The sequence below is a fragment of the Faecalibacterium sp. i21-0019-B1 genome (assembly GCF_042852915.1).
Lineage (GTDB): Bacteria > Bacillota > Clostridia > Oscillospirales > Ruminococcaceae > Faecalibacterium > Faecalibacterium taiwanense.
Map to the genome: position 1 here is coordinate 2,689,598 of NZ_AP031425.1, position 12,472 is coordinate 2,702,069.

General features: G+C 57.0%; 8 protein-coding genes. All 8 read left to right on the forward strand.

What is annotated here, in order from left to right; all coding sequences use genetic code 11:
• Positions 1 to 85 precede the first annotated feature (85 nt).
• The 8 genes from ACGHP1_RS13360 (at position 86) to ACGHP1_RS13395 (ending at position 12,283) form a co-directional block, all read left to right on the forward strand.
• On the forward strand, positions 86 to 2,377 hold the full coding sequence (locus ACGHP1_RS13360) for a recombinase family protein (protein WP_390509648.1): 2,292 nt from the start codon (positions 86 to 88) through the stop codon (positions 2,375 to 2,377).
• Between the two features lie 231 nt (positions 2,378 to 2,608).
• Positions 2,609 to 2,890 carry a type II toxin-antitoxin system prevent-host-death family antitoxin gene (locus ACGHP1_RS13365; RefSeq protein WP_390509649.1) on the forward strand — a complete coding sequence of 94 codons (282 nt, stop codon included), beginning with the start codon at positions 2,609 to 2,611 and terminating at the stop codon, positions 2,888 to 2,890.
• Positions 2,880 to 3,176 (forward strand): type II toxin-antitoxin system RelE/ParE family toxin, encoded by a 297-nt coding sequence (locus ACGHP1_RS13370; RefSeq protein ID WP_005942795.1) that lies wholly within the window; start codon positions 2,880 to 2,882, stop codon positions 3,174 to 3,176. Before ACGHP1_RS13365 ends, ACGHP1_RS13370 begins: the two co-directional genes overlap by 11 nt.
• A 215-nt stretch (positions 3,177 to 3,391) precedes the next feature.
• On the forward strand, positions 3,392 to 4,102 hold the full coding sequence (locus ACGHP1_RS13375) for a LytTR family DNA-binding domain-containing protein (RefSeq protein WP_005942793.1): 711 nt from the start codon (positions 3,392 to 3,394) through the stop codon (positions 4,100 to 4,102).
• On the forward strand, positions 4,099 to 5,382 hold the full coding sequence (locus tag ACGHP1_RS13380; protein ID WP_390509650.1) for a GHKL domain-containing protein: 1,284 nt from the start codon (positions 4,099 to 4,101) through the stop codon (positions 5,380 to 5,382). The genes ACGHP1_RS13375 and ACGHP1_RS13380 overlap by 4 nt, the downstream gene beginning before the upstream one ends.
• Before the next feature lie 262 nt (positions 5,383 to 5,644).
• A complete protein-coding gene (locus ACGHP1_RS13385) occupies positions 5,645 to 7,564 on the forward strand; it encodes a glycoside hydrolase family 2 protein (RefSeq protein ID WP_390509651.1) in 1,920 nt (639 codons plus the stop codon).
• 53 nt (positions 7,565 to 7,617) lie between these two features.
• The gene (locus tag ACGHP1_RS13390; RefSeq protein ID WP_390509653.1) at positions 7,618 to 10,620 is read left to right on the forward strand and encodes a glycoside hydrolase family 3 C-terminal domain-containing protein; all 3,003 of its coding nucleotides are present in this window, start codon (positions 7,618 to 7,620) and stop codon (positions 10,618 to 10,620) included.
• Positions 10,621 to 10,717: 97 nt separating this feature from the next.
• Positions 10,718 to 12,283, forward strand: a complete 1,566-nt coding sequence (locus ACGHP1_RS13395) for an MFS transporter (protein ID WP_390509654.1) — start codon at positions 10,718 to 10,720, stop codon at positions 12,281 to 12,283.
• Positions 12,284 to 12,472: the final 189 nt, after the last annotated feature.

Consider the following 12,472-nt stretch of genomic DNA (forward strand, 5'->3'; position numbering starts at 1 on the left):
TTCAATCTGCTCGCAGATTGTTGACAAGCTGCGCTTGACCCGATAATATAAAGGCAAGTCGAATACACGCCAAGGAGGTGCAACCATGACCGCCGTGATCTACGCCCGCTATTCATCTGACAGCCAGCGAGAAGCGTCCATTGAAGGACAACTGCGCGACTGCAAGGACTACGCCGAGAAGAACGGCATCACCGTGGTCGGCACCTACATTGACCGTGCCTACTCTGCCAAAACGGATGACCGCCCGGACTTTCAGCGGATGATCAAAGACAGCGGAAAGAAAATCTTCGATGTGGTTCTGGTCTGGAAGCTGGACCGCTTTGCCCGGAACCGATTCGATGCCGTGAACTACAAGTACCAGCTGGAAAAGAACGGCGTCCATCTGGTGTCCGCCATGGAACCCATTTCGCAAGGGCCTGAAGGCATTATGGTGGAGAGTATGCTGATCGGCATGGCGGAATACTATTCCGCCGAGCTCGCCCTGAAAGTGGCGCGCGGTGAGCGCGAAAATGCCCTTCAGTGCAAGTATAACGGCGGTGTGGTTCCGCTGGGCTTCACCATTGGCAAGGAGGACAGGCTGTACCATATCGACCCGGAAACGGCTCCCATCGTGCAGGAGATCTTCACCCGGTACGCCGACGGCGAACCGGCTGAGAAGATTGCCGCATCCCTGAATGAGCGAGGGCTGCGCACCCGCACCGGGAAGCCGTTCGTAAAGAACAGCTTCTTCCAGATCTTCCGCAACCGCCGCTACATCGGCGAATATCGCTACAAGGACATTGTGACGCCGGGTGGCATTCCGGCCATTGTTGACCAGGACTTGTTTGACCGGGTGCAGCAGCGTTTCGAGCAGAACAGGATCGCCCATGGTCGGCCTGCAAAAGAGGATGTGAGCTATCTGCTGACCACCAAGCTGTTCTGTGGCAAGTGCGGCACCCTGATGGGTGGCGAAAGTGGCACCAGCCACATGGGAAACACCTACTATTACTACAAGTGCGGCAACGCCAAACGCCACGGCAAGGCGCACTGTGACCTGAAAGCCATCCGCAAGGAGCCGTTGGAGCGGTTCGTGGTGGACACCGCCATTAAGGTGATTTTCAGCGATGAAATCATCGAACGGCTGATAGATTTGGTCATGGATGCCCAGCAGAAGGAGAACAACCGGCTGCCTGTCCTGAAAGAGCAGCTCCGGGACACGGAGAAGCGGCTGGCAAACCTTCTGGAAGCCATTGAACAGGGCATCCTGACCCCGACCACCAAGCAGCGGTTGGACGAACTGGAAGCCCGGAAGGAAGCCCTGAACACCAGCATTCTGGAAGAAGAGCTGAAAAAGCCAGTCCTGACCCGCGAATGGATGCGGTTCTGGTTTGAAAAATTCCGCAAGGGTGACATGAGGGACATGGAACACCAGCGGCAGATCATTGATACCTTTGTCAACTCGGTCTACGTTTTTGACGACCGGGTCGTGCTCAATTTCAACTTCACGGACGATTCCAAAACCATCTCCCGTGAAGAGGTGTTGGGTTCGAGTGCTGTGGACAATGCTCCACCAAAACAAGAGCCTCTGACTTTGGTCAGGGGCTTTTTTGTTGCGTCATCCACTAACCCACGTCGGAGCCGGACGGTACAGGACTCGAACAGGGCGGCTCTGCGAAGCAGAGTAAGCAATCAGCCCAGTGGGCTGTTGCTTAGCCCGCGGTTCCCAATGCATAGGAATGTCTATCAAGAAAGATGCCGCCAGACTCATTCGAGTCAGGTCTTTTTGTTTTGGTGGACAGTACAGGACGAGAACCGGGACAAGCAAAGGCAGGGTATCACCATGAGGGCGATATCCTGCCTTTTGATATTCTTAACAAGGCCTGGTATACTCGGCTCAGTTCAACAAATCGGAATTTCAGGAGGTGTTTTTATGCCACAAATGAATAAGGGAGGAAAATTTATTTTCGGGAAATCACTCATTCGGGCGGATGGAACATTGCGGATTCCACCGCAGGCAATGGAAGAATATCACATTGCAGATGAAGGAAAAGTATATCTTTTTACCGGAAGTAAGATTACCGGTGGCTTCTGCGTCACCCGGAAAGGCCTTTTGCATCCGTCAAAACTTGGTCACATTTTGGACGATACTCCACCGTTGCTTGACTACTCAGCAGGTTCTGGCGAATTTATCAAATACAAGGGGCGTTCCTACTGCTGGGTAGAGATTTCACAGGAGGGGCAAATTCTTCTTACGAAGAAAATGATGGATTTTTTGAAGGTGAGACCCGGAATGGAGCTGCTCTCTATCCGCAGTAGCGACATCGCGTTTACGATGGGAGCTAAAGGACCGCTATTGGAAAAAGCAGAAAACTATGATGGTGAAATTCCGCTTTTTTAAGTGTAACAATTCGCGTTTGTGGAGCGAAGCAGAACAATGAAAGCCCCAGTGGGGCTTTTAAGTGACAGAACGGTCTTGCGTAGCAAAATGGAGGGGCTTTGCCCCGACAAGTTCCAGTTTGCCGTACTCGTTCTTAGCAGGGTTTGGGGCTCCGCACGCCCTAACAAGAATCATCAGCCTTGCGTCCGTAGTCATTTTGTGATACAATATTCCTGACAGGAGGTGTCCCGTATGATGCAAACGTTCGTTCGCCCTTCCCGGGATCTGCGCAACCATTACGCCGAAATTTCGGAAATGCTCAAAGACCACGACCATGTGATTATCACGAATCATGGCCGTGGGGAATCAGTTCTCATCAACATTGAGGACTACGCCAAGTACGAGGAGTTCTTGCACCAGCGGTATGTTGCCGAGGCACTTGCCAAGGCAAAGCAGCAGGCGGCTGACCCCGACATGCAATGGGCAGACCACGAAAGTGTATGGGAGACGCTGGGCAAGCAGTATGACGTATAAAATCAAATATCTGCCCCTTGCTGTACAGGACCTGAACGATATCGCCCGATATCTGTCTGGCTTTTACCCTAAAACAGCTAGCCGCGTACTGAAAGAGCTGCGGGAGAAGATCACAAAATTGGGCGATACCCCGAAAATGTGCGAGATCTACCGCCTCGACCCTGCTTACCGTAGGATGGTCGTTGACCAGTATCTTGTGTTTTACCGCGTCAACGATGAAATAAAGACTGTGGAGGTCCACCGTGTGCTGCGAGGTGCGTGGAATCTGCCGCAGTATCTAGAATAAATCCAGGTTTGCCTGCCCTTGGCAATGCTCTGTCACAAAAGTCCTCAGACGGTTGTCTGGGGCTTTTTTGCTGCGCCATCCACTAACCCACGTCAGAGCAGGACGAGAACCGCATCTGTTTTCCCCACAAGGTTTTCCATTGCATTTCATAGAAAAGTGTGTTTCAATAAAAAGAGCCATACGGCGATCAGACGCAGTGAGAAGGTGGGTGCAGGATGTTCAAAATTGCGATCGTAGAGGATCAGGAAGAAACACGGGAAAGCCTGAACCGATTCGTCCGGCAATATGCGCAGGAGCAGGGCCTGCAGGTGGAGATCAGTCTCATCACAGACGGTGCTGAGATCGCAGAGCACTATACGCCGGGGTTCGACATCATTTTTATGGATGTGGAGATGCCACGGCTGGACGGTTTTGGAGCGGCCGAAGCTATCCGGGCCGTGGACGCGGATGTGGTGCTGGTCTTTGTGACCAACATGGCACAGTATGCCATCCGGGGCTACGAGGTGGATGCACTGGATTATGTGCTGAAGCCGGTGAACTATTATCAGTTCTGCACCAAGCTTTCCCGCGCCATCCAGCGGGTGCAGCGGCGCAGAGGCGGGCAGGTGGTGCTGCAGCTGGCGGGCGGCGGCATCCAGCTGCTGGATACCGCTGATATCTATTATCTGGAGACCCACAGCCGGATGCTGTACTACCACACCTCCAAAGGCGAGTTCGCGGCACGCGCCAGCCTGCAAAGTGCCGAAAAGCAGCTTGCCGAGTATCATTTTGTCCGCTGCAACCAATGCTATCTGGTCAACCTGGCCTACGTCAAGGGCATTGAAAACGACTTTGCCCTTGTGAAAAACGACCGGCTGGAGATCAGCCGACGGCAGCGCACGGCCTTTCTTACCGCAGTAGCGTCCTACATGGGAGGTGTGCTGTGACCACATCGCTGCTGAACAGCCTGCTCCGGGCACTGCTGCGCTGGGGCGCGGCGCTGGTCTTTTGTCTGCCTTTGCGGCATCGCACCCATTTCTGGGCGTGCGCCTGCGGGATGCTGCTCCCGCTGCTTTTGCTGGCGCAGCTGCTGGACCCTCTGGCACAGTCCACAACACTGTGGCAGCAGCAGCTCCTGCTGCTGGTGCTTTACATCTCCTTTTTTGCGCTGCTGGGCGGGATGATCTATCTGTGTACGGATATCAATAAAAAAGGTGCCCTGTACTGCGCAGTATGGAGCCTGCTCATCGCGCAGTGCGCCTACGAGAGCTGGTGCTTTCTGGAGCTGCAGTTTACCCGGTATGGACACCCGCTGAACATGGCTTCCCCTTGGGCGGTTCTGGTACAGCTGCTGTCTGGGGCGGTATTCTTTGCGGCGGTGTACATCCTGCTGGCACGGCAGCTTCCTTATAAAGGAGAATACAACATCGGGCCCCGGCAGCTGTTCAGCGCGTTCTTCATTGGCATCCTGTTCATGGTGCAGGCCGCCGTGCTGGACAATGCCCGTGCAGAACAGACTCCGCTGAGCCTTACCGTTACCATTCTGATCGGGCAGTTCTATTTTATCACCCTGCTGTATTTTCAGAGTGAGCTGTTCAAGAAGTCTGCCATGGAAAAAGAGATGAGTGAACTGAATCTGCTGTACGAGCGTCAGCGTCAGCAGTATCAGGTGGCCCGGCAGAACGTGCAGATCATCAACAAGCGCTGCCATGAGCTGAAAGTGCAGATTGCCAATCTCCGCAAGCTGTCGCCCGAAGAGGTACCGCCGGAGCGCATTGATGAGGCCGAGCGCGCAGCCCGCCTGTATGACGCGAACCGCAACACCGGCAACGAGGTGCTGGATGTGGTGCTGACCGAGAAGAGTCTGCTGTGCGAGTCCCGGGGCATCCAGCTGAATGCTGTGGCAAACGGCAGCTGTCTGGGCTTTTTTGAAGCGGGGGATCTGTACGCAATGTTTGCCAATGCGCTGGATCACGCCGTGGAAAGCGCGGTGCAGGTCTCCCGGCCGGAGTGCAGGGTCATCGATCTGCTGGTCTGTGTGCGGCAGGGTTTTGTGGTGGTGAACATCATCAGCCCGCTGCGCCCGCCGGAACAGCAGGCAAGCCGCTCTGCACAATACGAGCTGAAGGTGATCCGTCGCATCGTGCAGAAGTACAAAGGCACTTTGACCTTGGAAGAGCAGGGAGAGTTTTTTGCGGAAAAGATCATCTTTCCGCTGCAAAAATAAGTTAAGAAAACGGCAGCCGCCGCAGAAGTTCCGGAAACGGAAGGACTGCGGCGGTTTTCTTTTTGCGGCTTGTTGGATACATCTGCTTGTGAAAAACTTACAAATATATCAGTTCACATTTGGCAGTCCAAAACCGAATGCGCACGCAAAACGACCGATTTTCGCACGCATCTTGCGAAATACGGCCACTCTGATAAAATAATGACAAAGAGCAAAAAACGAAAAAAAATCACTGTACCACAGCAAAAACAGGAGGAATCGGATGCGTAGTATTGCAAAGCTCATGAAGGACTGGCAGTTCACCGGCCCGAACGGCGTTACCACCGCCGTAGAGCTGCCCCATACATGGAACGCCAGGGACGGTCAGGACGGCGGCAACGATTACTGGCGGGGCTGCTGCACCTACTGCACCCGCTTTGCAGCACCGGTATACGACCCGGCACAGCAGCAGGTGTGGCTGCAGTTCGAGGGTGTCAACGCCAGCGCCGCCGTGCTACTGAACGGTCAGCAGCTCTGCACCCATGACGGCGGCTACTCCACCTTCCGGGCAGAGGTCACGGAGCTGCTTCAGGCAGAGAACCAGCTCACGGTGCGGGTGGACAACAGCGTCAACGACCGCGTTTACCCCCAGAAAGCAGACTTCACCTTCTACGGCGGCATCTACCGGGATGTGAGCCTGCTGGTGGTGAACAAAAACCACATTGCGCTGGGACACTTTGGCGATACAGGCGTGAAGATCACCCCGGCCCTGCAGGAGAACAGCGCCGACATCCAGGTGGAAACGCTGGTGGAAGGCAGCGGCACCGTGACGGTGGAGCTGCTGGATGCTGAGGGCCGCACCGCTGCAAAGGGCGAGGGCGAAAATACTTTTCTCCATCTGGATGCTCCCCACCTGTGGAACGGCATCAAAGACCCATACCTGTACACCTGTGTGGTTCGTCTGCTGCAGGACGGCAAGCCGGTGGATGAAGTGACCACCAAGGTGGGCCTGCGCAGCTTCTCTGTAGACCCAAAGAAGGGCTTTTTCCTCAACGGCAGGCCCTATCCCCTTCACGGTGTGTCTCGCCATCAGGACCGCAAGGGTCTGGGCAACGCCATCACCCGGGAGATGCATGATGAGGACATGGCGCTGATCCGGGAGCTGGGTGCAAACACCGTCCGGCTGGCCCACTACCAGCACGACCAGTATTTCTACGACCTGTGCGACCAGTACGGCATGGTGGTCTGGGCAGAGATCCCCTACATCTCCGAGCATCTGCCCAATGGCCGGGAAAACACCATCAGCCAGATGAAGGAGCTCATCCACCAGAACTACAACCACCCCTCCATCGTCTGCTGGGGTGTGTCCAACGAGATCACTATTTCCACCAAGGACAAGGCGGATATGCTGGACAACCATCGGGTGCTCAACGAACTGTGCCACAAGATGGATTCCACCCGCCTGACCACGCTGGCCTGCTACGCCATGTGCGGCCCCTTCAACCCGGTGGCACACATCACCGATCTGGTCAGCTGGAACCTGTATCTGGGCTGGTATGTGCCGGGGCTGTTCATGAATGACCTGTGGATAGACTTTTTCCATCTGGTATACCCCAACCGTCCGCTGGGCTTTTCCGAGTACGGTGCCGAGGGCATGCCCAACCTCCACAGTGCCCACCCCCGCCGGGGCGACCACACCGAGGAATATCAGGCCAAGTACCACGAGTATATGCTGAAGTGCTTTGATCGCCACCCGTGGCTGTGGGCGACCCATGTGTGGAACATGTTCGATTTTGCAGCCGATGCCCGGGATCAGGGCGGCGAGCCGGGCATGAACCACAAGGGTCTTGTCACCTTTGACCGAAAGACCAAAAAGGACAGCTTCTACCTCTATAAAGCATGGTGGAGCGAGGAACACTTCGTCCACATCTGCTCCAAGCGGTTCACCGACCGTACCGAGAAGGAGATCGAGGTCAAGGTCTACTCCAACCAGCACACCGTCGCCCTGTATGCGGACGGCAAAAAGCTGGCAGAGCAGACCGGCGAGCATATCTTCAGGTTCCGCGTGCCGCTGCATGGCAAGGTGGAGCTGAAGGCCGTTGCAGGCGACTGCATCGACACCGCATCCTTCTGCAGTGTGGCAGAGCCGAACCCCGGCTACAAGCTGGTGAAGACCAAGTCCAAGAGTGCAAACTGGGTATAAACAAGGACATTCCGCTGTCTGGCGGTTGTTATAAATGAAAAGGAGGAGAACCAATGAATACCAAGAAATCCAAAGTACGTTTGTGGTCGGTGCTCACTGCGCTGACGGCGATTTTGACCATCGCCGCCATCGTGGGCAACATGATTGCAAATCAGTACGCCACCACCCTGAACGTTGCTCTGAATGCATCGACCTATAAGATCATCAAGGGCGACACTACGGAAGATACCGAATACTTCAAAGCGGGCTTTGCTTCCGACGAAGAGCGCGAGGCTTACGAAGCAGAGCTGTGCGCCACCGTTGAGGCCGAGGGCGCTGCCCTGCTGAAGAACGACAACGCTGCCCTGCCGCTGGCAGACAGTGCCAAGGTCAGCCTGTTCGGCCATGGCTCTGTGGATCTGATGTACGGCGGCACCGGCTCCGGTTCCGTGGATACCAGCAAGGCCCCCAACCTGAAGGAAGCACTGGAAGCTCAGGGCATTCAGGTCAACCAGACGCTGTGGGATCTGTACAAGTCCGACAGCATGATGAAGAACTACAGCCGCATTACCCCGGCCTCCATCTCGGATACGCTGGAAGCAAACACCCAGTACGCTGTCAATGAAGCTCCGTGGAGCGCACTGTCCAGCGCCGAGAGCAGCTTTGCCGAGTACGGCGATGCTGCCATCGTGGTGTTCTCCCGCTCCGGCGGTGAGGGCGCAGACCTGCCCAGCGGTGCCAACGGCACCAACGACAGCTGGATCTCCGGTTCCGAGGGCAGCGGCAACTATCTGGAGCTGTCCGCCGAGGAGATCGAGCTGCTGAAGAATCTGAAGGCACTGAAGGATAACGGCACCTTCAAGTCCATCGTCGTCCTGATCAACAGCTCCAACGCACTGGAAATGGACTTCCTCAACCCTGCCATCTGCGGCGAGGACTACGGCATCGATGCCGCCATGTGGATCGGCGATGTGGGCCAGACCGGCATCAACGGTGTGGGCCAGCTGCTCGCCGGCACTGTGACCCCCTCCGGCTCTCTGGTGGACACCTATCTGTACGACAATCTGGCAAACCCTGCCATGTACAACTTCTACACCCAGGCTTACCCCAACGCAGCAGAGTACAACCTGCTGACCGAGGGTGCAGACGTGCAGGGCATGTACAGCGTCTATCAGGAAGGCATCTATCTGGGCTACCGCTACTTCGAGACCCGTTACGAGGATGTGGTCATGGGCACTGCCAAGGCAGGTGACTATGACTGGGCCACCACCGTTGCCTATCCCTTCGGCTACGGCGACAGCTACACCACCTTCGCTTACAGCAACTTCAATGTGACCGAGTCTGACGACGCCTTCACCGTCACCCTGAAGGTCACCAACACCGGCAAGACCTATTCCGGCAAGGAGACCGTGCAGGTCTACTTCCAGTCTCCCTACACCGACTACGATAAGGCAAACGGCATCGAGAAGGCCGCTGCAGAGCTGTGCGGCTTTGCCAAGACCGATGTGCTGGCTCCCGGCGCTTCCGAGGATGTGACCATCACAGTGAAGAAGAGCGAGCTGCGCACCTACGACGCAAACAACGCCAAGACCTACATTCTGGATGCCGGTGACTACTACTTCACCGCTGCTACCGATTCTCACAACGCTGTCAACAACATCCTTGCTGCCAAGGGCTACACCGTGGCCGGCACCAATGGCCGCATGACCGAGGACGGCGATGCTTCTCTGGTCTGGAAGTGGACCAACGAGGCACTGGATACCACCACCTATGCAGCCAGCGCCAACGGCACCGCCATCACCAACCTGTTCGATGAGTCCGACCCCAACAAGAGCAGCGATGCTCCCGGCAGCGTGACCTGGATGAGCCGCTCTGACTGGACCGGCACGGTCCCCACCCAGCCTGCTGCCCTGACCGCCAACGAAACGCTGGCTGCAGATCTGGCCTTTACCCAGTACGACGGCACCGAGGCCGACAGCGTCGAGATGCCCACTCTGGGTGCCAAGAACGGCCTGACCCTCGCTTCCATGATCGGCAAGGACTTCGACGATCCCCAATGGGAGACCCTGCTGGATCAGCTGACCTTCGATGAGATGGTCAACACCATCACTCTGGGCTTCCACAACACTGCAGCGGCTGCCTCCATCGGCAAGACCGCTACCAAGGACGAGAACGGCCCGCAGGGCCTGACCGCTGCCCTGACCGGCGGTGCATCCGCCATGTGCTACACCTCCGAGGATGTCATGGCTGCCACCTTCAATGTGGACCTGATCAACGAAGTGGGCAAGTGCATCGGTGAGGACTGCCTTGCCATGGGTTACTCCGGCCTGTACGGCCCCGGCATCAACATGCACCGTACCGCCTACTCCGGCCGTAACTTCGAGTACTACGCCGAGGATCCCTTTGTGGCCGGCACCATCTGCGCTGCCGAGGTGCAGGGCATCCAGTCCAAGGGCGTGTATGTCTACCTGAAGCACGTTGCCCTGAACGACTCCGAGACCAGCCGCCGCGGTGTCAACACTTGGCTGAACGAGCAGACCGCCCGCGAGATCTATCTGGAAGTGGCCGATAAGGCCATCACGGATGGCGGCGCATGGTGCGTGATGACCGGCTTCAACCGCTGGGGCGCAACCTGGTGCGGTGCCAACGCCAACCTGCTGAACGGCTTCCTGCGCGAGGAGCTGGGCATGCGCGGCATGTGCATCACCGACTTCTCCGGCTCCAGCCAGTACATGGATCTGGTGGACGGCCTGATCGCCGGTTCCGACATCTGGGACAGCCCGATGCCCAAGATCCACACCACCAAGGCTGCCAACTACGAGAACGATGCCTACATCGTGACCCAGATGCGCAATGCAATGCATCACATCCTGTACACCGTGGTCAACTCCAACGCCATGAACGGCTGGTCTGCAAGCGATACGCTGAAGACCGTGCTGCCCTGGTGGCAGACTGCGATCTATGCACTGATCGCCGTGCTGGCTGTGCTGACCGTGCTGTGCGCATGGCAGCTGAGCAAGGCCCTCAAGCGCAAGAAGGAGCTGGCAGACACCGCTCCTGCTGTTGACCAGAAGTAATTCCGGTCTGCACGATCCCTGACCCCATGTTACGGCAGCCTGCCCCGAAGGCGGGGCGGGCTGCCGCTTTTTATCAAAGACAAAAGGAGAGACCGCAATGGGCGAACAAAAAACAACGGCGTCGAGTGTGAACCGCGCCAAAACCTACCAGCTGGTGCTGTTTCCGCTGAACAACGGCGCAACGAATGTGTACTATGTGCTGGTGCTTTCCTACATCGCGACCTTCGGCAGCAAAGTGCTGGCCCTGAGCATGCTGTTTGCTTCGGTGATGGTCACCGGCATGCGCCTGTTCGATGCCGTCACCGACCCCATCATTGGTGCCCTCATGGACCGCACCAACGGCAGGTTCGGCAAGTTCCGGCCCTTCATGGTCATCGGCAACCTCATCATGGCAGCAAGCATTCTGGTGCTGTACTGCCTCACCCCGCTCATCCCCGCCAGTGCCATGGGGCTGCGCTACGCTGCGTTCGTTGCCCTGTATGCCGTGTGGGTCATCGGCTACACCTTCCAGACCAGCTGCACCCGCTCCGGCCAGACCGTGCTGACCAATGACCCCAAGCAGCGTCCCCTGTTTACCATCTTCAACACGGTGGGCAGCCTGCTGGGCATGGGTGCCATGCAGTTCTTTGCCCCCATCCTTGCCAAGAACTATGAGGGCGGCTACGCTTCCGCCGGGTTCTTCCGCACGCTGGCTCCGGTGGGCATCGTCATCTCCATCCTGCTCACCCTGCTGGCTGTCATCGGCATCTGGGAGAAGGACCAGCCCAAGTACTTTGGCATCGGCGGCGAAAAGACCGAGAAGATCAAAGTGCGGGAGTACATCCAGATCATCAAAAACAACGATCCCATGCAGCGGCTGATGGTGGCCGGTGCAGGCTGCAAGCTGGCACTTTCCATCGCCACCAACACCACCGTGCTGTGCATGCTGTACGGCTGCATGATGGGCAACTACGACGGCCTGTACCTGCCCATGATGGTGCTGGGCTATGTGTTCAGCGTGCCCTTCTTCCTGCTCACCGTCCGCACCAGCCAGAAGGAGGGCCAGAAGGCCAGCCTGATGAAGTACGTCAGCGTGGCGCTGGTGTGCTATGTGGGCGTGCTGGTGCTGCTGCTGCTCTGGGGCCGCGGCGATGCCTTCACACTGTCCATTCTGGGCGAGAACGGCCTTTCCATCAACCTGTATACCATCCTGTTCATCGCTTTCTTCGGCATCGGCTACGGTGCTTACTACGCCACCGCCGATATGCCCATCCCCATGGTGGCCGACTGCTCCGACTACGAGACCTACCGCAGCGGCAAGTATATCCCCGGCATCATGGGCACCCTGTTCAGTCTGGTGGACAAGCTGGTGTCCAGCCTGTCCGCTACCGTTGTGGGCATCGCGGTCAGCTTTGTGGGCCTGCAGAGCCTGCCCACCCAGTATGACCCCTACACCCCGGGCATGAACTGGGTGGTCATCGTGCTGTTCTGCATCATCCCCATGGTGGCATGGGCGGCTACCCTCATCGCCATGAAGGGCTACACCCTGACCGGTGCCAAGATGAAGGAGATCCAGGCTGTCAACGCCTGCCGCCGCGATTCAGTGGCTAAGGGCATGAAGCTGGAAGAAGCCATGGACAAGTGGCAGACCATGGATCAGCTGCCGGCGGAATACCGGAGCTGAGACGCTGTATGGAACTGAATACTGATCTCACCGGCGCAAGCGGCACGCTGCTGCCCACGCAGGGGGTCTGGCGTTCGAGTTCCTAATTCTCCACCACAAAAAATCCTCAGACATTCGTCTGGGGATTTTTTGTTTGGTGGTGGTACAGGACTCGAACTATTTCTCCCCGGATACAGGCAGAAAACGAAC

Excerpts from the sequence above, each read along its gene's own strand:
- ACGHP1_RS13360 (WP_390509648.1), top strand. The coding sequence starts at position 86 with ATGACCGCCGTGATCTACGCCCGCTATTCATCTGACAGCCAGCGAGAA.
- ACGHP1_RS13365 (WP_390509649.1), top strand. The coding sequence starts at position 2,609 with ATGATGCAAACGTTCGTTCGCCCTTCCCGGGATCTGCGCAACCATTAC.
- ACGHP1_RS13370 (WP_005942795.1), top strand. The coding sequence starts at position 2,880 with ATGACGTATAAAATCAAATATCTGCCCCTTGCTGTACAGGACCTGAAC.
- ACGHP1_RS13375 (WP_005942793.1), top strand. The coding sequence starts at position 3,392 with ATGTTCAAAATTGCGATCGTAGAGGATCAGGAAGAAACACGGGAAAGC.
- ACGHP1_RS13385 (WP_390509651.1), top strand. The coding sequence starts at position 5,645 with ATGCGTAGTATTGCAAAGCTCATGAAGGACTGGCAGTTCACCGGCCCG.
- ACGHP1_RS13390 (WP_390509653.1), top strand. The coding sequence starts at position 7,618 with ATGAATACCAAGAAATCCAAAGTACGTTTGTGGTCGGTGCTCACTGCG.
- ACGHP1_RS13395 (WP_390509654.1), top strand. The coding sequence starts at position 10,718 with ATGGGCGAACAAAAAACAACGGCGTCGAGTGTGAACCGCGCCAAAACC.